Source organism: Prochlorococcus sp. MIT2302 (assembly GCF_059772385.1).
The window spans coordinates 1792964-1816345 of record NZ_CM186285.1 but is presented as its reverse complement, the minus strand read 5'-3'; the positions used below and the strand labels follow the sequence as shown (position 1 = coordinate 1816345).

The window sequence follows — 23382 nt, the reverse complement described above, 5'->3', positions numbered from 1 at the left end:
CATTTAAAAAAATGTCAAGAATCTATGAAGACAATAGTTTTGCTATTGGTCATACACCATTAGTCAAACTTAATTCGATCACAAAAAATGCAAAAGCGACAGTACTTGCAAAAATAGAAGGCCGTAACCCTGCCTACAGCGTCAAATGCAGAATTGGAGCAAATATGATCTGGGATGCTGAAAAGAAAGGTTTGCTCAACAAAGACAAAGTCATTATTGAACCCACATCTGGAAATACTGGGATAGCCCTTGCTTATACAGCTGCTGCGCGAGGTTACAAGTTAATCCTCACGATGCCTGAATCTATGTCAATTGAACGTCGCAGGATGATGGCTGTTCTTGGTGCTGAATTAATACTTACTGAGGCAGCAAAAGGAATGCCTGGCGCCATTGCGAAAGCGAAAGAAATAGCAGATGGCGACCCTCAAAAATACTTCATGCCAGGACAATTTGATAATCCAGCCAATCCAGAAATACATTTCAAAACAACAGGTCCTGAAATTTGGAATGATACCGATGGTCAAATAGATGTTTTAGTCTCTGGCGTCGGGACCGGTGGTACAATCACAGGTGTTTCTCGTTACATAAAACAAGAAAAAAATCATTCATTATTATCTGTTGCCGTAGAGCCCACTCATAGCCCAGTAATAACACAAACTCTAAATGGAGAAGAAGTAAAACCAGGACCTCACAAGATTCAAGGCATTGGGGCTGGTTTTATTCCTAAAAATCTTGACTTATCCGTAGTCGATCAAGTTGAGCAAGTCTCCAATGACGAGTCTATTGCAATGGCATTACGCTTAGCACAAGAAGAGGGTCTGCTAGTTGGTATATCATGTGGTGCTGCTGCTGCTGTAGCTGTAAGGCTGGCTGAAAGAGAAGAGTTCTCAGGAAAGACAATCGTTGTAGTTCTACCTGACCTTGCCGAAAGATATATCTCATCCGTAATGTTTGAGAATGTTCCTACAGGCGTTATCAAAGAACCATCATTAGCTTGACTTTTGATTTTATATAACTGACTCCGGTGTTATCAACATCGCGTCTCCATAAGAGAAAAATCGATATTTGTTATTAATAGCATGCTTATAAAGTTTCAACATACGTTTTCGACCAATTAGAGCGCTAACTAAAAGTAATAGAGAACTTTTAGGTAGGTGGAAATTAGTGAGCAATCCATCAATGACGGAAAATTTAAATCCTGGTTTGATTACCAAATCCACTTTTCCTTCATACGGCTTCAAAGTTCCACTTCCTGAAAGGTAAGCAGCCTCAAGGGCTCTCACACTTGTAGTGCCAACAGCAAAGACTTTCCCCCCATCCTCCTGACAATTAGTTATCGCTTTGATGGTCTCTTCAGTAACCTCTATCCACTCACTATGTAAATGCAACTGAGATAGATCTTCTTTCTCTAATGGTCTAAAAGTTCCTAAGCCCACATGCAAAGTAATTTGAGCAATTTTAATACCTCTCGTTTTTAAATTTTCTATAAGTTCATCACTTAGATGTAATCCCGCTGTGGGAGCAGCTATGGCTCCTGGTTTCGAAGCAAATCTAGTCTGATAGCTTTCCTCATGACCACTAGATTTGTCCTTATCTATATATGGAGGCAATGGGACTTCTCCACATAAATCAAGTAAATTTTCCATTTCAGTCCAACTAGTAAACTCATTTGAAAATTGAATAATTCTTCCGCCTGTTCTCTCATCCTTATCAATAACTTTCAAGATTAAAGAATTATCCGATGACGTATCTAACCACAATTGATCACCTCCTCTCATACGCCTAGCAGGACGACCAAGACAAAGCCATCGTCCATCCCCCCTCGGTTCCATTAGCAATAATTCACCTGCCCCTCCTCCTGACAATCGAATTTTCAATCTTGCTTTAACAACTCGCGTATTATTAACAACTAAAAGATCGCCAGGCTTCAAGATATCCTTTATGTCCCATACCTTTGCATGCACAAGGTTTAGAGAGTCATCGAGGCCATCTTTAACAATCATTAATTTGGCATCATGCCTACTCTTAGTAGGTGATTGAGCAATTAAGTCAATTGGTAAATCATAGTTATATGAGCTTAAAAGATTATCTTTTTGATCTAACACATCAAATCAGATTAAAGTAAGAAAAAACTAACTTGTGGCTCAACTAATTAAACTCAAGACGAGAGGCTATAAGGTTTCTTTTCGATTAAGTATGCCAAATCCTTCAGGAATAGTGCTCCATCAGCTCCATAGATCACTCTATGATCAGCGGTGAGATTTACTTGCATCTGCTTTTTGATTGAAATCGAACCATCTTTAGAAGCAACAACTTTAGACAATGAGGCTCCTACCGCTAAAATTGCCCCAGTCCCTGGGGGCAGAATTGCATCAAAACGATCCACACCAAACATACCTAGATTCGAGAGTGTAAACGTTCCACTGCTATATTCTTGCGGTTCTAATTGCTTATTCCTCGCACGCTTAACAAGATCAGCCCATTGCAGGGATAAATCAGCAAGGCTCGTCTTATCAGCATTTTGCAGCACTGGAGTTATCAACCCTCCGTCCTCCATCGCAACTGCAACGGCTACATTTATTTGTGAAGGATAGGCAATCCCCTCAGAACTAAAAGCCGCATTCACCTGAGGGTGTCTAGCCAGGGTTAAGCCAACTGCTTTAGCAAGTAAAGCAGTCATAGTTACTCCATTCGGTTTAACCTGTTTATAAAGATCATCCAATTCATCAGTAAGAATTGAGTATCCGACTCTGAAACAAGGATTATTCAAACTTTCCTCCATGTTCCGATTTACAGCTTGTTGAAGAGTATTGAATGCAATTGTTTCCCCTCTAGATCCAAAACTTTTCCCTGGAGCAGGTGGCTTACCAGAGTCAACAGATTTTTTTTCTATGCGAGGCACGTCAGAAACGATTTTTGCTGGAGCATTACTTTCTGCAATCCAAGGAACGCTTATGGGTTGCCCTTTTGCACTTTGAACATCCTCAGCTTGTATTCGTCCATGAGGTCCTGAACCCCTAACAGTTGCCAAATCTACTCCCATTTGAGAAGCAAGTTTTTTGGCTCTTGGGGAAGCGACTATTCGACCATCATTTAAAAACTGATCCTGATTTACAGAGGATTCTGAAACAAGAGGTGCTGGAGATGCATTTGTAACTACTGTCGCTTTAGGAGGTTCAATAGAGGCTTGTTTTTCTTGAACTTGAGGCGATGAACTCTCTTTTTCTTGACTACCTGATTGAGGGGAAGGAGAAGGTGCATTTGCTTGAGCTGCAGCGATCTCATCTGCTGTCTCAACGATCAATCCGATTGTCTCTCCAACAGGTGCAGAGCTGCCTGCAGGCATCACAATCGAAGCAAGAAAACCATCTTGGAAAGACTCAACATCCATATCAGCTTTATCTGACTCAACAACTAAAACGGACTCACCTCTTTCAACTTTATCTCCAGGTTTTTTTAGCCACTCAACTATTTTGCCCTCAGTCATAGTTGAACTTAAAGCAGGCATAAAGATGTCATGAGTGGCCATAATTTGTTCCTATTTCCTTTATGGAGAGTTTGTAGCAAGGCTTCAAAACTTTCTGGAAGCTTTGCAAGTATCAATACATACCAATGTTAGTTCTACATGAGTGTCCTTACAACGATAGTTTTTTTTATGTGGATTTCTTCTTAATATCAAAAATTATTTTTGGATTAATTGTAGTTCGACCAAATTTCAATCTTGATCAATTGCCTCTACTAAGCCATCTCTGACCAAAATACTCACACCCATTTTACTGACTAAGTTATCACCAACTTTTAAATCACAAAAGCTGTCAATTTGTCCTTGCTCGACGATTTGTTCCATCTCCAACTCACGAACTTGAGATTGCTGTGACAGAAGATTTCTTTTTTGTTCCTCAAATTCTGATCTCTTAGAAGCAACTTGATTCTGAACTTGAGCGACTTGCTCTTGAACTCTTGGGTCAAGAGGATTAGCGCTCTGACGTCTGATACCATCAATAATCTGTTGTCCTTCTTTTTCTAATTCACCAAGTTGCTGATCTATTGCTGATATTGCATTGCTTAATTCACGTTCAGCCTCCTCTTTCCATGAAGGTGTTACAACTGCTCTGACAGTTATTGAACGTTTTATAGAAATTGAGTCCACCTGATCAATAAATCATGATTCGACCCATACAGTCTCAGTAAAACATAGTATTGGTCAATTTAATTGGCCAAACAAACAAATTACAAACCATATATTTCATTTATAAGTTTCAAATCACGTTGGATAATTTTTTCACGTTTTTGCTTAAGAGTTTGCGTTAACAAGCCATTTTCTATTGTAAATGGCTCTACCAAGGCAATTGAAAATAATCTCTCTTCTCTTCTAGATCCGATACGATTTGCCAGAGCTTGATTCATTGCCAATTTTAGAGATTGTCTTAATTCATAATTTTCAGAAGATATTCCAAGAACAACTTTTGAATTCACACTCCTTTCTGCCAGCCATTCTTTTACGTGATCAATTCTTGGAACAATCAAAGCAGCAAGATATTTTTGATCTTGACCCAATAGCAAAGCCTGCTCAATTAATGGACTAGCAATCAAACATTCCTCCAAAGGTCCGGGCTCAATATTTTCCCCACTACTTAGCACAATCGTATCTTTTGCTCTTCCAGTCAGGATTAGGGATCCATCAGAAAGCAACATCCCTAAATCTCCAGTATTAAACCAGCCGGTAGCATCTAAAACCTTCTTCGATTCAGATGGTTTTCCTAAATAACCAGACATTATTTGAGGACCACGGGCAAGAACCAAACCTTTTTGACGCAGTTTTTTTATTTGGAATGTTTCAGGATCTACTATTTTTATCTCAGTCTCTGGCAATGGTTGACCTGCACCCCCGCGTATATTTCTCCAAGGCCGTCTACATGTCAAGACTGGACTAGTTTCTGTTAAGCCATAACCAACTAATAATTCAACACCTAAAGCCTCAAAGAAAGAATCAATATGAGGAGCAATTGCACCTCCACCACTAATAGGGAATCTCAATTTTCCTCCACAAATCTTGGTAAGGATTTTTGGCCATAAATAAATAGAGGAAATTCTATGAATGGGGTACCGTAAAAGAATCTCTATACAAGAGATAATTTGTTCAAAACTAGAAACCCTCTCAATAGTTAAAAAATAAAGTTTTCTTCGTGCCAATTTATATGCCTTACTATTAGAAATCGCATTTTTTATTAAGGTCTTTCTCAGTCTCGGCATTTTATCCACAGCATCCTCAAACCCTAACTTTATTGACTCCCAAAGCCTTGGTACTGTTGCCATTACTATTGGCTTAACCTTTGGCAAATCTTCCTTAAGATGCCTAATTGATGTATATGTTTGAGTACAACCACAAGAAAAAAAATAATATTCTGCACTACGTTCATATGAATGCCAAATTGGTAAGACACTTAATACAGGCGAGGCTGGAGAAGGGTTCGCTACGCAAGCAAGAGACCTAATTTGATGTAATAAATTAGAATGTGTTAGTGGAACTCCTTTAGGTTTACCAGTCGTTCCAGAAGTATATAAAATGGTTGCTATTCTTTTTGTTTGCCTATCAATTATTTTCTCCTGTTTGCTTACGTTTTCCATATTTAATCCTTTCTTCAAAAAAGTCTCCCATTCAAAAACGCCTTCACAAGCTTTACCCTCAAGTTGCAGAACAAATTTCAAACTATTGATTTGATCATCATTAAGCGAAAGTCTTTCCCATACATCGGAATTTTGAACAATCAATCCAACCGCATTTGAGTCTTCAAGTATATATCTAAGTTCACTTGGTGGAGCAGTCGCACCTCTAACAGAGTCTGTTGCACCTATTCGCATAAGACCTTGATCGGCGATGAGCCATCTAGGACTATTTTCGGCAAAAAGAGCGACCACCTCATCAGGTTCTACTCCGATCTGAGAAAAAGCAGATGCTGCCATTGAAATATTGTCTGCAAGTTCTTCATATGTAAAACTTTCTGGGTGGAAAGTATGTGGTGAATCAACCGCCAATACCTCCCCTAACTGAATTTTTAATATTTCCCAAATCTCGTCAACTTGAGTGATCTTATTAAGATGAGATCTTCTATTAATTGCTTGTTCCTCTTTACTATTAGGGATCCAAAAAGCCAAAGCATCCTCAGAAGACAATATATTTTTTTGTGAGTTAGTTTTTGTCATAGCCAAAAAATAATTTGTTATTTTTTTAGTGATCTTTAAAGAGGTTGATTTATTTTTCCCAGTTCAATTTAAAACGTCTCTTAACAGATTCTCTTAAAAGAGGCGTAACGTCACAGACTTTGATGCCAGGTATCCAATCACTCAATTTCCCTACTTTCACTTTATCTAGTCCACAAGGAATTATCTTTTCAAACCCAATTAGATCACAATCTACATTTAGTGAAAATCCATGCTGAGTCACCCATCTCTTGCAACCAATTCCTATCGAACCAACCTTTTTGTCTTCACACCAAACTCCTGTTAAGCCATCTAACCTCTTCCCCTCTATTCCCAACAAGTCAAGGACATCAATCAGCACTTGCTCCAATTCTCTCAAATACCAAAATAAGTCTTTTTTGTGAAGACTTAAATTTAGAACCAAATATCCAACGATCTGCCCAGGCATGTGATGCGTAACTTCACCTCCTCTATCAATACTAAAAACTGGCAAAGGAGAATTATTTTCTTCGAACAACAAATTTTTTTTATCGCTACCTCTACCCAGTGTGAAACAAGAAAAATGTTCAAGAAGCCATACTGCTTGGGGTGAGAACGGTTCCTCAATAAGGTTTTTTTGAAAATTCTTCTGCCAACTTAAGGCAGTCTCAAATGGCACAATATTTTTAGGTTCAAAAAGAAAAGCGGAAGAAGATTGTGCAAGTTGAGGGGTTAGATCTAAGTTGATATTAGGCCCTGACTCAGGCGAAACAGAATGAAGCTTCTTATCCATGGACGCAATCTTGAATTAACTCCATCACTTCGTGATTACACCAAAACAAAAATTGATAAAGCAACTCACAATTTCCAAGAGATGGTACAAGAAGCTGATGTCCACCTCTCAGTCGCTCGAAATCCTCGCGTGCCACAACAGACAGCTGAGGTAACTGTCTTTGCAAACGGAACGGTAATAAGAGCCCAAGAAAGAAGTGAAAATCTTTATGCAAGCATCGACTTAGTAGCAAATAAACTTGCACGGCAATTACGTAAGTACAAAGAGCGACATAACAGTCACAATGTTCATAATAATCAGTCAATGAAATCAGTCCAAAACGAAGAAACTGAAAATTTTTCCTCCTCGGATCATTCGCTCATTGAAGGTAAAGAACCTCATTTACCTAGCCCAGGAGTAAGACGCAAATATTTTGAAATGAATCCTATGACAATTGATCAAGCAAGAGTCCAATTAGACTTGATTGATCATGATTTCTATTTATTTAGAGAGGAAGAAGGGTCAGCTTTACGAGTTATTTACAAGAGAAATCATGGAGGATATGGCGTAATCCAAGAAAAAATTTAGAAACTATTAGTCAAATGAGTATTAACAGCTTAGAAGAAGCTCATTCCAATATTGCTAATGTGATTTATCAAGCAGTTTTAAATCCTCATTTTGATAAAGAAACGATTGTTCAAGTTTGTGATGCATCCAAGCAAAATGGCTTTGCAGGTTTATGTACTAGTCTTTCCAATCTATCAATTGCACGTGAAAGGTTAGGCAGCAAAAGTACTACAAAATTAATCTCAGTAATCGCCTTCCCTTTTGGGTTTATCCCAACTTCTAACAAACGAAAAGAAGCCGAGTATGCACTAGAGAAAGGAGCAGAAGAGTTAGATCTTGTTCCAAATTATTTTGCTTTAAAAGAAGGCAATATAGAACTATTTGCTGAGGAAATAAATCAAATCAGTGAACTTGGAATTCCCGTAAGAGTAATAATGGATGCAAATATAATCTTACACTTATCAAAACTTTCCTTAGCAATTGATGCATTAATTGATGCGGGCGCAATTGGAATTCAAATAGGTAATGGTTTTGGGCCATCTTTCTCAAAGGATCAAACTAATCATGTCTCTAAAATTGTTAAAAATCGCTGTTCAATTAAGACTGTCGGTGGTATTAAAACTTTTGATAAAGCAATAGAAATTATTGAAGCAGGGTCAACATATATTGGAACAAGTTTTGGTTTTGAAATTACTCAAGAACAAAAGAAAAAGGAATAATGAATTCAAATCAAAGAATAAAAGGTCTTTCTTTAAAAGTTGGTCCACTAGGTGAAAATGACAGGCTTTTAACGATACTTAGTGAAGAAAATGGGATATCACGTCTCGCAATACCAGGAGCAAGAAAACCGAAAAGTAGACTTGGAGCCACATCACCGTTTAATTTTTTAGATTTACACATAGTCGGAAAAAAAAATCTTAGACGAGTTACACAAATAAAAATTATTAAGAGTTATGGAAATCTTGGAAAAAACATCGAAACACTTTCAGCCGCACAAGCAATTTCCGAGCTGATTATGATTTTAGTTGGGAATGAAGACCCGCAAAAAGATTTACTGAAACTAGTTTTAATCCATCTAGATAGACTAAATGAATTACATAAAACAAAATTTGAAACATTAGAAGCTCTAGCAATAAGTATTCAATCATGCATTCATTTATTGGCTCTAGGCGGATATTGCTTACCACTTCAAAACTGTTGTTACTCAGGCTCCAAGCTAATACCCCCTATTGGCGAGTGGAGTTGGAAATGTAGCTTTATTCCTGCAGAGGGTTTTGCAATTGGAAGAATTCCTAATGCAATCACTGAGCTTAATCCATCTGAACTTGCTTTACTTCAGAGACTACTACTAGAAAAATTACCTTTTCACAGTAATGGAAAATTATTAGGTCCTAAAAATGTCTGGTTAAAACTACTAAAAATTGTTGAGACCTGGATTGAAACTCATTTACAAAAAAGAATCACATCTCTTCAAATGATGAGAGAGGTAATAATTTGCAATGATCTAAATACTAATTAGAACAACATATTTAAAAGAAATTATTATTTATGAATTATTTAACTATTACAATAGTTAGAGAAGAAACTTATGATAGCTGCTAATTTAAAATACCGATTTTTTTAGAGTTGACTCATATCGCCTGGCTAGGCAAAAAAACACCTTTTTGCGGGAACGTCTGTTACGGGCTTAGCACGACTGAAAAGCTTAGGGAGAGGGGATATCAAACAAGTTTTATTCACTTTGATAACCCAACAAGAGATGGGAATAATAAAACTTCCCTATTGGCCAATGATCCTGATGTAAGTCTTCCTTATTTAATTAAATCTCAGGTTTACACAATCCCTTCATTAAATGCTCAAAGAGAGCTTAGAGAATCTCTTTCGAGACTTAAACCTGATTTAGTTCATGCAAGCCTGACTCTTTCTCCTTTGGATTTTCGACTACCTGAGCTTTGTCATCAACTTAATTTACCCTTGATCGCAACTTTTCACCCTGCTTTCGATTCGAAACTAAGAAATCTGACTGCTAATACACAGCAACTTACCTACCAACTTTATGCACCATCATTAGCCAAGTATGACAGAGTAATTGTTTTTTCAGATTTGCAAGCAGAGGTACTTGCCAAACTAGGCGTTAAAGAGAGCAGACTCGAAGTAATCCCCAATGGAATTGATATAAAGAAATGGAACCCGCTGAAACCAAGTAATTCACAAAACGAGCTTCAACATGCAATAAAAAAGAAGCTCGGTTCTGAGAGAATATTTATCTATATGGGTAGAATAGCCTCTGAAAAAAATGTTGAAGCCTTACTACGAGCATGGAGATTCGTCCAGCCAAAAGGATGTCGACTAGTAATAGTAGGAGATGGGCCACTAAGGCCAACGCTCGAAAATCATTCAATGTCTAATAAAGAAGATAATGTTATTTGGTGGGGATATGAGGCCGATCAAAATAAAAGAGTTGCTCTTCTTCAAATCGCTGAAGTTTTTATACTCCCAAGTCTTGTAGAGGGATTATCTATCGCCTTGCTTGAAGCCATGGCAACTGGAACAGCATGCATCGCGACAGATGCTGGAGCAGATGGAGAAGTGCTTGAAAATGGAGCAGGAATAATACTTAACACTGAGGGAGTTACCTCTCAATTAAGGACCCTTTTACCTGTATTACGTGATCAACCAGTACTTACAAACGAATTAGGTAGACGTGCTCGCATGAGGGTAAAAGAAAGATATACACTTCAACAAAATATTGACTCACTTGAAACTCTATATGCGGACGTACTTAAATCATCTAACTCGAAATCTCCTCAGCCAATTGACGACTCTTCTGAGCAGCTAAAACAACTGCTTCAATTAAGGCGGATCTCAAGCCCGCAAGTTCAAGGTGTCGAAGAGCGCTGATTGTAGTACCTGCTGGAGAGGCAACCATATCTTTAAGTTCAGCAGGGTGCAAACTTTTTTCTCTTAATAGCGATGCAGTACCTGAGAGGGTTTTATGAGCTAATTGATTGGACAATTGTCGTGGTAATCCTGCTGCCACAGCACCATCAGCCATTGCTTCAAGCACTAAAGCTAAATATGCAGGTCCTGAAGAAGTTAAAGCCAAAAAGGCATCAAGCTTTTGCTCCTCTAACTCATAAATGTCACTAATAGGTTCAAAAATCTTTCTAACGACTTCCTTCTGATCCAAAGTTATACTACCCTCCCAGGCCAAGCCAGTAAGACCTTGACTTACAAGACAAGGAGTGTTTGGCACTGCTCTTACACATGTGTGTAAGGGGAAAGCTTTCTTAAGAGTTTTCAATGTTATTCCAGCTAAGACGGAAATTAACAATGGTTTGGGGAAGAGAGCTTTCGATTGGAATGTTGAATCTGATTCTTTGATTTTGCTGAATTGTTGAGGTTTTACAGCCAAAATTTTCAAAGGGGCATTCCATATCTCTTTCGAGAAAGAATCTTCACTCGATACGACTTTTATTTCTTTTGGAAGATCTTTTAACGCAGGCTCAATACTTGAGCTTTTACCAACAATTCCTAAAACATTTTCAGGTTTGTATTCACCTCTTTCCAAAAGAGGTGAGACAATAGCTTTAGCCATACTGCCAAGGCCAATTATCCCAATAGAAATTTCCAATCTATTTAATCACTCAAAGAGCTGTCGCTACTGTCTCCCCCCACGCAGGCTCAGGAGCAGGAGAGGTTTCCTTAGACATCAAGTCATGACCTTTATTAGTCATATTTGAAGGGGAAGCTTCCTCTTGGAATGAATTAGTTACTGTCACACAAGAAGGCGCAAAAAGGAAAATACTTTCTCCAACTCTTTCTTGATGTCCATCAATAGCAAATGTTCCACCTGCAACAAAATCAACCGCCCTTTGCGCCTGATCAGGCTCCATCATTGTGAGATTTAAAATAACTGTTTTACGCTCTCTCAAAGCTTGGATTACTCTCGGCATTTCATCAAAGCTACGAGGTTCCATCAAACTAACTTCAGAATCATTTGTTGAAATCCCAGGCATACCTATGACATTTGAAGAACTATAACCACCCCTCCCATCAAAAGGATTGGGCTGGGAGATTGTTGCCATTTCTCCGTTTCCTACTTTGCTCCCTTTATTAAAATTCTCAAATTCTTCACTTGTGTCGTAATCGAGCTCATCAAAATCACTATCTAAAAAGTCATCACCAGCGACGACAGCACGAAGACGGGAAATAAGCGACACCAGTTAATCCTCTCGGGATGATTTGTTAAAAGTTGGATAAGCCAACATCGGATACATCTTCAACGAAATGAAGGATGAACCATATACTTAAATAACGAACCTTATCTAAAGGGGCAAGCTTTTTTATTAGTTTTTTCATATCTTCGACAATTTCTCTAAGTTCGACGTTTGCCAAACAAAAAAGATCCCAAACGAATCCAAGTAGCGCCAACCTCAATAGCCTCTTCCCAATCATTGCTCATGCCCATTGAGCAATCCTTTAAACCCAAATGATTTGCAAGGTTTCTACATTCATGAAATAAATCTTTTCTTTGATAGGAATCAAGATCAATTGGTGGAATTGTCATTAGGCCGATCAAATTAACATTTTTCAAAGCAATAATCTTAGACCAACTGTTCAAGAGATCTTCCTTTGAAAATCCCCCCTTTTTGGGATCATTCCTAAATTTCACTTGTAAAAATAAATTTGGAGTTTTTTGCTCTTCCAACGAAATTCTAGAAATTCGCTCAAGCAACGACAAAGAGTCAACAGAATGAATAAAGTCGAATTCTTTAATAACTCCTCTGACTTTATTTTTCTGCAATGTACCGACAAAATGCCATCGGAGTTGCTTCAGATCATTCAGTTCGTTTTTTTTGGGGAGAGCCTCTTGTAAACGACTTTCTCCAAAATCCACCTGACCATAACCAGAAAGTTTACGAATGGATTCTTGATCATGTCCCTTGCTCACTGCAAGTAAACTCACCTCTAAGGGTAGTGAATTTATTATCGACTTAAATTCATGAGAGTCAATTACCATCAAATCGACCAAATTTACAGAAAAGTTTGATTAAATAATTCCTTCCAAACGTCAATGTCTGATGATTTTTCTCTCTTACATTTAGACAAATGCATTTCTGAATAATGCCGAGCATCCATATATGGAATAACCTCAAAAGTTGCTCCTCTAGGTTGCAAAGTAACTAAAAAAAATATTTTTTGCGCATATAAAGTTGCATAAACATCTCTACCATTAGTTGCTGGTGAAACCAAATATAACATTCCAAAAGTTGGGTTATTCAGATAGCGTTCAGCGTTCAAATTTTAATTCTTTTTAATTAAGATGTACCATACATACAACGTAAGACAATAGCTATCAAAAGCACAAAAATCGAATTTAAATTAACCCACAAATATCTAGGATTAACAACAATACTAGGTCGTAGTTGCTGGGATGACAGCCAAAGCCCCTCTCTTGACATTAGAGAATCAGCTCCCTGTTCTGCTCTGAGCAAAATATTTGACAAAAGTCGTTCGCCTAAAGTTACAAGCAAATCTAATGAACTTTTTAATCCCAATTTTCTAAATTCAATTGCTCTCACACCGACGGAACGAAAGAGGTTTTGGAGCTCCTCTTGAACCAAGGGTAAAAATCGCAAAGCCAAAAGAAGTTGAAATGACAATTTTTCCATAGGGACTCCCAATGAAGCCAAAGGAGAAAAAAACCACTTGATTGCCCATACAAGATCTTCAGGAGGTGTTGTGATTAACATCAAATTCACACTATGAATTACAGTAAAAATTAAAGTCGAAGTTTTAATGCCTAATTCTGCAGAGCGACGATCAACAATTAATGGCCCTAATGAAATACCCCCAAAGTTAAATGGCCCCAGCTTAAAAATCTCCCATGATTGAGTCATAACAATTGCTCCTGGTATTTCATCAGGTGATCTTATGGTCAATTCACTTGATGCTTCACTCGCAGGTAAAACAATCGATAAGAATCCGATTATTAAAGAGAAAAACAATAGAAATATCAGAGACCTCCACCAAATGCGAGGAGGTAGGAAACTAAGAAACGTAATAAATAAAAGAAACAAAGCTATTGAAATTCTCCAGATGGAATTAGCTAAAATAGGAGATAACAAAAACACCAAGATCCAGGAAAGTTTGATTCGAGGATCAATACCACGAAGCCAGCTAGATTTGCCAGAGACATATTGACCAATTGGAATCTTTTTTAGCCAATCCATAAAAATTACTAATTTCAGCCCCCTTTCTGTTCGCGTGCCAAGTCTTTTTCGACATCACGTTTCTGCTTCCCTCTCCAAAACAATTTTATAGGAGTCCCTTCAAACCCAAGTCCCTCTCTAACTTGTCTCTCAATATATCTTCGATAGGTTTCCCCAAACAATCTAGCTTCATTCACAAAAAGAGTAAAGCTTGGAGGATTAATAGCTACTTGAGTACCGTAATAAAGACGCCCTTGTTTTCCTCCTCTTGTGGTAGGGGGACTTCTCCATTTCAAAGCTTCAGTTAGGACCTCATTAACAACTGATGTACTAACTCTTCTTCTACTCTGATCAACTGCCAAAGTAGCTAATGCAAAAATGCTTTCAACTCTTTGTCCCGTCAGCGCAGATGTAAAAATCATCTCGGCCCAATCGAGGAAATATAATTTCGAACGAATTTCTTTTTCCATTGCAGACATTGTGTGACTATCTTTTTCAATGGCATCCCATTTGTTTACGACAATTACACATGCTCTTCCTTTCTGCTCAATTTTACCTGCAAGTCTTTGATCTTGTTCTGTCACGCCATCCAAAGCATCAATAACCAATACACAAACGTCACTTCTTTCTATCGCCTTAAAACTCCGATTAATGCCGAAGAACTCTGGACCATAGTTAACACTTCTACGTCTACGGATTCCCGCCGTATCAACTAATTTCCATTGTTTACCCTGATGAGTTATTCGAGTATCAATCGTATCTCGAGTCGTGCCCCTAATCGAACTAACAATTGCTCTTGTTTCTCCACAAATAGAATTAAGAAGACTTGACTTTCCTACATTTGGTCGGCCAATGATTGCCAATTGAACAAGAGAATCATCGACTTCATCTAAATCTTTTGAGGGGAACAACGTAACCACATGATCAAGCAAATCTCCGGTCCCTACTCCATGTATAGCAGAAATTGGATATGGCTCACCGAGACCAAGCTTCCAAAATTCTGCTGCCATTGCTAACCCTTGCTCGGGTGATTCACATTTGTTAACCACAACGAGTGTTTTACAAGAATGAGACCTCAAAAATTCAGCAATCGATTCATCAGCTGTAGTAACCCCCTCTTGGCCATCAACAATTACTAATGCAACGACGGCTTCTTCAAGCGCAAGATTAGCTTGCTCTCTTATTTCAGGAAGAAACTCAGTATCGTCATCAAAAACTAAACCCCCAGTATCTACAACTTTAAAATCTCTATCCCTCCAAAATCCATCTTGATAAGTTCGATCTCTAGTTACCCCTGGTTCATCATGAACAATGGCTTCCCTGCTCTGACATAAGCGATTCACCAATGTAGATTTCCCAACATTTGGGCGTCCAATTATTGCGACTATTGGCAGCGGCAAAATTCTCTACCTTTCATAAGATTATTTAACCTTTATAGGCCAAAATCAAGATTAATTCTTCATACTACAAGTCTGAACAAAGAGTTATATTAGAAAATGAGGTTTAGAAATAAAACTGACCCAAAAAGATTAACAAAAAAAAGGATTCACGACCAAACTATCCTTAATATCAACACTTCTGGTTTTGATAGCATTTCTGAAAGTGCCGTTTCCTTAAGAGCATCATTTAGCATTTTTTGCTTATTTTTTGAAACCAAAAACAAATCAAACTTTTCTTTTTCTAATGACAAAGGAAAATTCAAACCTACTTTAGAGATGAAAGTGTTATCTCCGATTTTATTATCAGGGAATGGAACTTCTAGATCATTAAACTGTCCAGTTATTCAATCCCCACTGGCAGGTGTTAGCGATCAAATCTTCAGAAAGTTTGTTCGTAGATGGTCTCCAAAAGCTTTGCTTTTTACAGAAATGGTGAATGCTAAAAGTCTTGAGCTAGGTCATGGGGAAGAAAAAGTAATTGAGCTTTCAGAGGAGAGTGGTCCAATTGGTGTTCAACTGTTTGATCATCGGCCAGATTCAATGATAGACGCAGCTATCAAAGCCGAATCATCGGGTGCATTTCTCATAGATATAAATATGGGTTGCCCAGTAAAAAAAATTGCGCGGAAAGGGGGCGGAAGTGCTCTATTAAAAGAACCAGAACTTGCTCAATTGATCGTCAAAAAGGTTTCCAAGGCAATATCAATTCCATTAACAGTAAAGATTAGGTTGGGTTGGGATGAAACCACCAATGATCCTGTATCTTTTGCTTTAGGGCTACAGGACGCTGGGGCACAACTAATAACTGTTCATGGCCGAACGAGGAAGCAAGGATTTTCTGGGAATGCAAATTGGGAAGCTATTTCAAAAATAAAAAAATCATTAGATATCCCTGTCATTGCCAATGGTGACATTAAAAATTCTCGTGATGCCATCGAATGTTTAAAGATTACGAATGCCGATGGGGTAATGATAGGGAGGGCAAGCATGGGAGCTCCATGGCTGGTTGGACAAATTGATGCGGAAATCAAAAATCAAAAAACTTTCATACCACCTGACGCAAAGATGAAAATCAGCTTATCCCTCGAACATCTCAAATTACTTATTTTTAAAAAAGGTAATCATGGACTTTATATTGCCAGAAAACATATGAATTGGACTTGTAGAGGCTTTCAAGGCGCCTCTACGCTACGCCAAAAATTAGTTAGAGCAACTTCTCCAAATGAAGCTATAAAGCTACTCGAAGACGAGCTAGTTAAATTCAACTAAAACATTTCAGGGCATAATCAAAGGCCACCTTTGTCTAATCAATAGCATTGAAAAATATGGCCTAGCTGCTATGGAAAGATCAGATGCTCTAATAATTTGTTGATCTGAGTATCCTATTCGTTCTGCGAATACAGATCTTTCTATTAGATCAAGTTCTTCAAGCAAAGGTTTGACCCATTCCCATTTTTTACCAAGCTTGAGCAACACAACCACCCTTTTCATCAGAGCTGCATCAGAAAGAATAACCTTTAGCTCGTTATGCGAGTCCGGGACAGGTGCTACAAGTAACTGTTCCTCTTGAAAAGCAAGTGGTAATTTACTTTTCGCAGCAGCAGCCGAAAAAGATGTAACACCTGGAATTAATTTAACGAGACAATCTGGATGATATTTTTCTATCGCCTTTGCAAGATAAGAGCCTGTTGAAAAAAGCGAAATATCTCCTTGAGAAAGGAAAACGACTCTTTCACCCTTGTCAACCATCCTCATTAATTTATTCCCGGCAACTCTCCATGCATTTTTTAATATGCTCTGATCATTAACCATAGGAAAATGTAAAGGAATTTTTTTATGATCTTTGCTTATCCATTTTGAAGCAATTTTTTCCGCAAGACTTTCTCCTCCTTTACGAGAGACGGGATAAGAAACAACTGTTGAATGTCGAATAGCATCAACTGCTGCCAGAGTCAATAAAGAGGGATCTCCTGGGCCTACACCCGCAATAGTTAAAACTTTCATTTAATTGGGGGGACTTCTATCTACTTAAAAATAATTAACTATGCATTCTTGGCTCATGATACGTTTTAACTAAAGCATCAGATTCGACCTTAGCTAATTCTTTCAACCTCAAGTTAATAGTATTCCTCTCAAAACGTTCATCTGCCAACTTCCAATAAATCCCAAAATGCCTGGCTTCGCTCTTTAGTAAGTCGGCGTACAGATTGCTAAGTTCAATGTCAGGAGAATGTATAGACAACAATTTCATTCTTTCATGACTCCTTGCCTCGATAAGACCCGCCACCAGAAAGCTATCCAACATTCGCAAAGGTTCATCTTTGCGAATGTTTTTTGCCAAAATCGCAGCATATGGAGGAGATTTTAATTTTTGAAGTTTTTTCCCTCGCGCATTCAAAATTGACAAAACCCTCTCAAAATGTTCAAGTTCCTCTCGTGCTAATGGGCTTAGAACCTCTGAAAGACCAGGTTCACTTAAATAACGAAACATGAGTTGAAGAGCCACGCCAGCCGCCTTTCGCTCACAATGTGCATGATCCAAAAGTATTTCCAATGGGTTAGAAATTGCAAGATTTATCCAATCTTCATTAGTTTTATTTATTAGACAGCGAATGTTTGATTGCCCAACGACTTGGGATTTTGAATTATCCATAGGCCCCTCAGACTCTCTTTAAGTAAGAAACTATTCCTTTCAACGCAAGTTGATAACTATTTACTCCAAAGCCACATACTAAACCCAATGCTTTATCTGAAAGAAATGATTTGTGGCGAAATTCTTCCCTAGCATAAATGTTGCTTAGATGTATCTCCACATAGGGAATAGCAACTCCCAATAAAGCATCCCTTAAAGCTATGGAAGTATGAGTATAAGCACCTGCGTTAATCAATATTCCGTCAACAAAGCCAGCGCTGTTTTGAATGCAATCAATCATCTCGCCTTCTGAATTACTCTGAAAAAATTTAAGCTCTGCGCCAAGCTCGCTTGCTAAAGTTAATAATTCATCTTGAATATCTAAGAGCGTTTGCGTGCCATATATAGTTGGCTCCCTTTTCCCAACAAGATTCAAATTCGGTCCATTAATTAGTAAAAGCTTCATATTCCTGCCAAATTAAACATCTTTTATGATCGTATCGATTCCAACCTAATTGGACCAACAAATCCAAGAAAAGTGGAACCGTTTACTGTTAATCTTATTAAGTGGATCGGGTCGGTGCCCGAGTGGTTAATGGGGGCGGACTGTAAATCCGCTGGCTACGCCTACGTTGGTTCAAATCCAACCCGGCCCATCTTTCCACAAGCCCTTGTAGCTCAGCGGTAGAGCACTCCCTTGGTAAGGGAGAGGTCTCGGGTTCAAGTCCCGACGAGGGCATCGTCGGAAGCTTAACCAGGGCAAGTGATCTGAGGCACTAGGATCACAAATCTTTGAAAGTGGACGTCCAATTTGGGGTCCACTTTTGTTGTTTTAGACCATTTTTGCTTGATGCATCTGACCTGATGCAACCTTAAAAAATGGCAACGATTAGAAGAAGCGGGAGTGGCTGGCAAGCACTGATTCGGAAGAAGCAATATCAAGGCCAAACATCCAAAACTTTTAGCTCTAAGGCAGCTGCAAAACTGTGGGCAAATGCTGTTGAAAGTTCTCTTAAAACGCCTGCAAAACTTGATCTAAAACCACCTCAAATCTTCCAAGAAGCAATTGATTTGTATATCCAGGGACCAATGCAAGATCACCGCAGCGGTTCTAACGAGCAATATCCCTTAAAGGTGTTGGCCAAAAGCTGGATGGGTGGAGTTCTTTTAGAGGATCTGTCCATCAGGCATTTTGCACTCTGGCGAGACGAACGATTGATCAAGGTCAGGGCAAACACAGTGATGAGGGAGTTAAGGATCCTACGAGTGCTCTTGGATTGGGCCAAAAATGAACTGGGATGCCAACTGAACTCCAATCCAGCAAGGGAATTGAAAGTTAGAGGAGCAAGTGATGCCAGAGTTCCTTACATCACACCATTGCAAAAAAAGAAATTACTTACGGCTTTAGGGCAATCCAGAAACCCCAATCACAAAAGGCTGACGCAATTGGCTTTAACCACAGGCATCCGTCGCTCCGAGCTACTTAATCTGAAGTGGAGTGACTTGAATTTAGACAACAAATTGGTGCACCTGAGCCGCAAAGATTTTGCAGTAACAGGATTAGCAAAATCAAAACGGTTAGTCCCCTTACCTTCTAAATCAATTGAACTTCTCAAGAATTACCCTAAGACCACTAACACAGTGATTGACCTCAGTACTGGAGCTGCTCGTCATGGATTTAACAGGGCAAGGACAATTGCTGGTCTGCCTAATCTGAGGTTCCATGATTTACGCCACATTGCGATTAGCTCGATGTGGGCAGATGGAATGAATGCATTGGAAATTTCAGCAGCCAGCGGTCATAAAGATCTAAGGATGTTGATGCGATATAGCCACTATCAACCGGGGCACCGGGGGTAATCTTGTCCCCTCTCTATACGTAATTGGACTTCAGACATTTTTGTTAAAAATTTAATTAGCCATAGACAACTGTTTCCACAAGAAGCTAAAACAAGTTCACTAGATTTTCACCTCTTGCCTATATCAGTAACTTCTCCTTGTCCTGAGACCACTATTGAGGAACTAGGAATTAAAAACTGGCCAATCTGGACGTGTGAAGCAAGTTCTTTTGATTGGACATATGACGATCAAGAGACTTGCTTATTGCTTTAGGGTGAAGTCACAGTTACTCCTGAAGGAGGAGAACCTGTGAAATTTGGTGCAGGGGACTTAGTCGTTTTTCCAGCTGGTATGGACTGTAGATGGGATGTCCATAAGGCAGTCCGAAAGCATTATCAATTTGGTGGTTAAACTAGATAAGCACTATCAAATAAGATGAAAAACATATCTAAAGTTATTGCAATCGGTATCGTTGCAATTTTTGTCCTTTCTGCCTTTGCGGGATTGTTCGGAACTCTTTTATCAAGCTAACCAATCTCGTCATGATTTATAAAATCGTTCGGCATGATAAAGAATCTGATGATATTACCGACCAATCATTTAGCAGCTATGACGAGGCATACGATCTACTAGAAGAAATTTATTCTGATGTTTGTTGTTCTGATGCTGATTATGGAGACCGTCCCTATTATGAAATCATCGAGGTAGAAGAATGAAACTTATAGACAAGCATAAGCAACTAATTGCTTGGTATAAAAGAAAGCTTGGTCTGACTGATTATGGATTACTTTGGCTTGTCTTTTTTAAAGGAGTATTTGTAGCTCTATTACTAGAAAGATTGATTGTTCACTAAATGTTTAATCAAGAAGTCCTATTGGAATATCTAAGTTCACCTGAGGGGATTAATAAAATTATTGTAGGGATTATTATCGTTGGAGCCATCAATGCAATCTTTATAACTTTTAGCGTTAGGAGTACTTATGGAGCTGCAAAAATAGAAAGAGAAAAACTAAAAAATCAACAAGCTAAAATCGATAGATTATCCCCTACTAAACAGGAATAGAATATATGCCTTTTATAAAACTGTGGAGAAGAACATCAAGAGGTAGACGTCTAAATATTAAACGTGTAATGTTTTTTCCTTTAATTGTTTATTCAGTCTATTTACTACTCGATAGTTTTATGCCGTTGTTTATGGTTGGATTTGTGATTTGGTTGTTGTATAACTGGACTGGTAAAAGAAAATTTTGGTGATGAACCAATTAGATTCATAGAAATGAACAAGTGAAAATAATCTTTTTGATTGCTATTCTTTTTGGTCTTACTTTCCCTAGCGTGCGAATAACCATTGCAGCTTTATTGGAAGGGACATCTGACTATCTATATGATTCCGCGAAGAAGGAAAAGACTTTTATTCCCTATTGGCTGAAGAGGGTAAGAGATAACTAATCTTCCTTCTTCTTGTCGTAAACTTTTTGGTAATCCTTCTTACAGTAATCGAGCACATGCTCAAGGTACTTGTCAGTGCATTCTTCGCACTTGGCTCGTTCAAGGATATAGAACATGATCTGATCTAATATTTCTGATCTACTTTTCATTTAGTTTTAGGAGTTCAATTTCTTTTATTATCTCTTGTATGGAATCATCTGAGTGGAAACCTACAGAAGAAGAACGGGAAGTGATGGAAGCAGTTTGGATGCAAGTTAAAGGTGCATGTGAGAAATTAAAAGAAGAAACTAATGCCAAAGATAAGCACATCAGAAAAATGCTCAAAGAGATGGCTGATCGTTATTACTCATAAATAATGTTGAAGTCTCTAAAAGTTATGACGAGAAAAATCAAAAAGACATATGAATCTAACGGTTAATTCTAAACTTGAAATACCAGCCAACGAAATACAGTGGAGATTCTCTAGATCATCAGGAGCCGGTGGACAGAACGTAAACAAGACAGACAGTCGAGTTGAAATTGTATATGACGTATTTAAATCAAAAACATTAACTCCATATCAGAAGCATAGGATCTCAATTCAGGATGAGGTTAAGTTAACCAATGGATGTATTTGTATAGCTGTTCAGGATAAGAGAACTCAATATCAGAACAGACAACTTGCTTTAACCAGGCTTGCTTCAATCTTACGAGAGATATTAAAGCCGCCTCCAAAGAAGAGAAGGGAGACCAAACCAACACGCTCCTCTAAAAGGAAGAGAGTTGAGTCAAAGAAGAAAAGAGGTGAACTAAAGAAGAGCAGACAATCAAAAATAGATTACTGAAAAAAATAATAAGATCGAGGAAGAAACTTCTTCTATATTCTTTACTCCTTACATCTCAGAAGTCTAAGCAGCCTCTGGACACCATCCAATCTTTCTCTCGAGTCGCTGCATCCAACACTGACACTTTGAAGTTAGATGATCTCCATGAGGAATTAGACGTTGATGGAGATGACAAGTAAGAATTGTTCTGCAATGCCTGTCGGAGCAATAATTGAAATGTTGACATGTCATGCAAACGCTAGCTGAACGTATGTGCTTAAGAGTGTCTTCTTCGAGATAGTCCCAATCCTCTGCTGGGTTTTAACGCTTCTGGGGTAAAACTTTTTGGGTGCGATACGAGGACATTGCCTTAATCCAATAGGTTCTGCTACCACTGAATTCCAATCTGATGCACGAAAAACGGCATAGGGTGAGGACGATGGAGTCATGTGTTTGTAGCAGTACATCTGTACTAGCAATGGTAAGGAGGTGTTGTCAAGTAACTGCTGAATCCACCAATTAAATTGATCAAAATTATTTATCTAGAAAGGCGCGCAAATCTTTCTTAATCTCTTCCAACTTAAGCTTGAGGCTATTGTGATCATTAATCTTTTGTGGATTAATCCGTTGAATCATTAAGACCAATTCCTTAATCAAATTATTTTCTACGGAAGGATTAACCTCTAATACCTTTTCATATCTTTTCTTTGTTTGAGGACCAGATGATTTTGTATCTTTTGGAAATTGTTTTTGAATCTCTTCTAATTCTTTTTTGGTTAATTGTTTATTTGCACGATCAGGGTTGTACGACTCCCAATCTGCAAATCGCATCGCCTCATAAAACCCAGTCTCACTAATACAACTTAAGACATATTGAGATGAGACGAGGAAAGACTCCACGAAGTCAACAGCCTTTCTGACATTCTTATGTTCACCTCCTCTACCATTGGAAAGCTTGCTTTTGAGATTATGAATCAGCTCAGTAGCACCAATTATTTTACTGGCATTGACAGGTTTAAATCCCAAGTCCTGAAGCATTGGTTGCAAATGTGCTCTGAGTTTCTTAGATCGCCATCTCCATTTATTAGTTAGCTCATCTTCATTCTCATTATGTATGAAATGCGTTCAAAGAAAACATGACAGAGCCTAAGAGCAACACATCAATATTGATTTTCTAAATCAGTTGTCTTCTGCTTAAAGTCCCTCAAAGTATCAATAGCCTCAGGAGCAATCTGTTCAATGATCCATTGTTGATCTTCTTGAAAACGATCATCCATCTGACCATCTTCTTTTGCTGGTGCAAGTACTTTTGTTATTTCTAAGTTCATTTTGTATGTTCGATTTCCCTAAGGAAATTATGAATAACTACAGCAAGTTGGTATCTTGTCCTGACTAACGGTAGGGATCCATCTCTATTTAAAAAATATTTATCTTCTCCCTCTATACGTGACGACTCGCTCTCTTTCCTGTATACATGACGACCCGC

General features: G+C 38.3%; 30 protein-coding genes, 2 tRNA genes and 1 pseudogene. 16 read left to right on the top strand and 17 right to left on the bottom strand.

Annotated features, from left to right (window positions below; translation table 11 throughout):
- The first annotated feature begins 11 nt into the window (after positions 1-11).
- Complete coding sequence (gene cysK / locus AC6EI2_RS10480) at positions 12-998, top strand: cysteine synthase A (protein ID WP_498462258.1); 987 nt, start codon at positions 12-14, stop codon at positions 996-998.
- Positions 999-1007: 9 nt separating this feature from the next.
- Here the strand turns inward: cysK and queA are convergent, their stop codons facing one another.
- The 5 genes from queA to lipB form a co-directional block, all read right to left on the bottom strand.
- A complete protein-coding gene (gene queA / locus AC6EI2_RS10475; protein WP_498462257.1) occupies positions 1008-2105 on the bottom strand; it encodes a tRNA preQ1(34) S-adenosylmethionine ribosyltransferase-isomerase QueA in 1098 nt (365 codons plus the stop codon).
- A gap of 53 nt (positions 2106-2158) precedes the next feature.
- Complete coding sequence (locus AC6EI2_RS10470; protein ID WP_498462256.1) at positions 2159-3529, bottom strand: dihydrolipoamide acetyltransferase family protein; 1371 nt, start codon at positions 3527-3529, stop codon at positions 2159-2161.
- A 186-nt stretch (positions 3530-3715) separates the two neighbouring features.
- The gene (locus AC6EI2_RS10465) at positions 3716-4150 is read right to left on the bottom strand and encodes a YlqD family protein (protein WP_498462255.1); all 435 of its coding nucleotides are present in this window, start codon (positions 4148-4150) and stop codon (positions 3716-3718) included.
- An 80-nt stretch (positions 4151-4230) separates the two neighbouring features.
- Entirely contained in the window at positions 4231-6204 is a 1974-nt protein-coding gene (locus tag AC6EI2_RS10460) for an AMP-binding protein (protein ID WP_498462254.1), read from the bottom strand.
- Between the two features lie 49 nt (positions 6205-6253).
- Positions 6254-6973 (bottom strand): lipoyl(octanoyl) transferase LipB, encoded by a 720-nt coding sequence (gene lipB / locus AC6EI2_RS10455; protein WP_498462253.1) that lies wholly within the window; start codon positions 6971-6973, stop codon positions 6254-6256.
- Between lipB and hpf the strand changes: the two genes are divergently transcribed.
- The 4 genes from hpf to AC6EI2_RS10435 all read left to right on the top strand — a co-directional run bounded on the left by hpf (position 6956) and on the right by AC6EI2_RS10435 (position 10420).
- Positions 6956-7540: a ribosome hibernation-promoting factor, HPF/YfiA family gene (gene hpf / locus AC6EI2_RS10450; protein WP_498462252.1), complete on the top strand. Its 585-nt coding sequence runs from the start codon at positions 6956-6958 to the stop codon at positions 7538-7540. The two genes, lipB and hpf, sit on opposite strands and share 18 nt — an antisense overlap.
- 14 nt (positions 7541-7554) lie before the next feature.
- Positions 7555-8238: a beta/alpha barrel domain-containing protein gene (locus AC6EI2_RS10445; protein WP_498462251.1), complete on the top strand. Its 684-nt coding sequence runs from the start codon at positions 7555-7557 to the stop codon at positions 8236-8238.
- Entirely contained in the window at positions 8238-9038 is an 801-nt protein-coding gene (recO, locus tag AC6EI2_RS10440) for a DNA repair protein RecO (RefSeq protein ID WP_498462250.1), read from the top strand. The genes AC6EI2_RS10445 and recO overlap by 1 nt, the downstream gene beginning before the upstream one ends.
- A gap of 107 nt (positions 9039-9145) precedes the next feature.
- The gene (locus AC6EI2_RS10435; protein WP_498462249.1) at positions 9146-10420 is read left to right on the top strand and encodes a glycosyltransferase family 4 protein; all 1275 of its coding nucleotides are present in this window, start codon (positions 9146-9148) and stop codon (positions 10418-10420) included.
- Here the strand turns inward: AC6EI2_RS10435 and proC are convergent.
- The 6 genes from proC to der all read right to left on the bottom strand — a co-directional run bounded on the left by proC (position 10311) and on the right by der (position 15134).
- The gene (gene proC / locus AC6EI2_RS10430; RefSeq protein WP_498462248.1) at positions 10311-11153 is read right to left on the bottom strand and encodes a pyrroline-5-carboxylate reductase; all 843 of its coding nucleotides are present in this window, start codon (positions 11151-11153) and stop codon (positions 10311-10313) included. The two genes, AC6EI2_RS10435 and proC, sit on opposite strands and share 110 nt — an antisense overlap.
- Positions 11154-11166: 13 nt before the next feature.
- Positions 11167-11742, bottom strand: a complete 576-nt coding sequence (locus tag AC6EI2_RS10425; RefSeq protein ID WP_498462247.1) for a cell division protein SepF — start codon at positions 11740-11742, stop codon at positions 11167-11169.
- Between the two features lie 155 nt (positions 11743-11897).
- A complete protein-coding gene (locus AC6EI2_RS10420) occupies positions 11898-12542 on the bottom strand; it encodes a YggS family pyridoxal phosphate-dependent enzyme (protein WP_498462246.1) in 645 nt (214 codons plus the stop codon).
- A gap of 14 nt (positions 12543-12556) precedes the next feature.
- Positions 12557-12823 (bottom strand): PipX family protein, encoded by a 267-nt coding sequence (locus AC6EI2_RS10415; RefSeq protein WP_498462245.1) that lies wholly within the window; start codon positions 12821-12823, stop codon positions 12557-12559.
- A 17-nt stretch (positions 12824-12840) separates the two neighbouring features.
- Positions 12841-13755: a CbiQ family ECF transporter T component gene (locus AC6EI2_RS10410; RefSeq protein WP_498462244.1), complete on the bottom strand. Its 915-nt coding sequence runs from the start codon at positions 13753-13755 to the stop codon at positions 12841-12843.
- Positions 13756-13769: 14 nt separating this feature from the next.
- The gene (gene der, locus AC6EI2_RS10405; protein ID WP_498462243.1) at positions 13770-15134 is read right to left on the bottom strand and encodes a ribosome biogenesis GTPase Der; all 1365 of its coding nucleotides are present in this window, start codon (positions 15132-15134) and stop codon (positions 13770-13772) included.
- 315 nt (positions 15135-15449) lie between these two features.
- Between der and dusB the strand changes: the two genes are divergently transcribed.
- Complete coding sequence (dusB, locus tag AC6EI2_RS10400) at positions 15450-16442, top strand: tRNA dihydrouridine synthase DusB (protein WP_498463489.1); 993 nt, start codon at positions 15450-15452, stop codon at positions 16440-16442.
- A 6-nt stretch (positions 16443-16448) separates the two neighbouring features.
- Here the strand turns inward: dusB and cobI are convergent, their stop codons facing one another.
- From cobI to aroQ, 3 genes are read right to left on the bottom strand one after another with little or no spacing between them, the layout of a single operon-like run.
- On the bottom strand, positions 16449-17177 hold the full coding sequence (gene cobI, locus AC6EI2_RS10395; RefSeq protein ID WP_498462242.1) for a precorrin-2 C(20)-methyltransferase: 729 nt from the start codon (positions 17175-17177) through the stop codon (positions 16449-16451).
- Between the two features lie 34 nt (positions 17178-17211).
- On the bottom strand, positions 17212-17826 hold the full coding sequence (locus tag AC6EI2_RS10390; RefSeq protein WP_498462241.1) for a MiaE family protein: 615 nt from the start codon (positions 17824-17826) through the stop codon (positions 17212-17214).
- A gap of 7 nt (positions 17827-17833) precedes the next feature.
- Entirely contained in the window at positions 17834-18271 is a 438-nt protein-coding gene (aroQ, locus tag AC6EI2_RS10385) for a type II 3-dehydroquinate dehydratase (protein WP_498462240.1), read from the bottom strand.
- 108 nt (positions 18272-18379) lie between these two features.
- Between aroQ and AC6EI2_RS10380 the strand changes: the two genes are divergently transcribed.
- The 10 genes and pseudogenes from AC6EI2_RS10380 (at position 18380) to arfB (ending at position 21917) form a co-directional block, all read left to right on the top strand.
- Positions 18380-18461 (top strand) — tRNA-Tyr (locus AC6EI2_RS10380).
- Between the two features lie 11 nt (positions 18462-18472).
- Positions 18473-18544 (top strand) — tRNA-Thr (locus AC6EI2_RS10375).
- A gap of 140 nt (positions 18545-18684) precedes the next feature.
- Positions 18685-19665, top strand: coding sequence for a tyrosine-type recombinase/integrase (locus AC6EI2_RS10370; protein ID WP_498462239.1), 981 nt, complete (start codon positions 18685-18687; stop codon positions 19663-19665).
- 114 nt (positions 19666-19779) lie between these two features.
- Positions 19780-20055 (top strand): annotated as a pseudogene (locus tag AC6EI2_RS10365) (cupin domain-containing protein).
- Between the two features lie 131 nt (positions 20056-20186).
- Positions 20187-20360 (top strand): hypothetical protein, encoded by a 174-nt coding sequence (locus AC6EI2_RS10360; RefSeq protein WP_413390928.1) that lies wholly within the window; start codon positions 20187-20189, stop codon positions 20358-20360.
- Complete coding sequence (locus AC6EI2_RS10355; protein WP_498462238.1) at positions 20357-20497, top strand: hypothetical protein; 141 nt, start codon at positions 20357-20359, stop codon at positions 20495-20497. Before AC6EI2_RS10360 ends, AC6EI2_RS10355 begins: the two co-directional genes overlap by 4 nt.
- Complete coding sequence (locus tag AC6EI2_RS10350) at positions 20498-20707, top strand: hypothetical protein (protein ID WP_498462237.1); 210 nt, start codon at positions 20498-20500, stop codon at positions 20705-20707.
- Between the two features lie 5 nt (positions 20708-20712).
- The gene (locus AC6EI2_RS10345) at positions 20713-20898 is read left to right on the top strand and encodes a hypothetical protein (RefSeq protein WP_498462236.1); all 186 of its coding nucleotides are present in this window, start codon (positions 20713-20715) and stop codon (positions 20896-20898) included.
- A 382-nt stretch (positions 20899-21280) separates the two neighbouring features.
- Positions 21281-21445, top strand: a complete 165-nt coding sequence (locus tag AC6EI2_RS10340) for a hypothetical protein (RefSeq protein WP_498462235.1) — start codon at positions 21281-21283, stop codon at positions 21443-21445.
- Between the two features lie 49 nt (positions 21446-21494).
- Positions 21495-21917 carry an alternative ribosome rescue aminoacyl-tRNA hydrolase ArfB gene (gene arfB, locus AC6EI2_RS10335; protein WP_498462234.1) on the top strand — a complete coding sequence of 141 codons (423 nt, stop codon included), beginning with the start codon at positions 21495-21497 and terminating at the stop codon, positions 21915-21917.
- A 63-nt stretch (positions 21918-21980) separates the two neighbouring features.
- Here the strand turns inward: arfB and AC6EI2_RS10330 are convergent, their stop codons facing one another.
- The 3 genes from AC6EI2_RS10330 to AC6EI2_RS10320 form a co-directional block, all read right to left on the bottom strand.
- Positions 21981-22148, bottom strand: coding sequence for a galactose oxidase (locus tag AC6EI2_RS10330; protein ID WP_498462233.1), 168 nt, complete (start codon positions 22146-22148; stop codon positions 21981-21983).
- A 282-nt stretch (positions 22149-22430) separates the two neighbouring features.
- Positions 22431-22934: a hypothetical protein gene (locus tag AC6EI2_RS10325; RefSeq protein ID WP_498462232.1), complete on the bottom strand. Its 504-nt coding sequence runs from the start codon at positions 22932-22934 to the stop codon at positions 22431-22433.
- A gap of 122 nt (positions 22935-23056) precedes the next feature.
- The gene (locus AC6EI2_RS10320) at positions 23057-23224 is read right to left on the bottom strand and encodes a hypothetical protein (RefSeq protein WP_498462231.1); all 168 of its coding nucleotides are present in this window, start codon (positions 23222-23224) and stop codon (positions 23057-23059) included.
- Positions 23225-23382 lie beyond the last annotated feature (158 nt).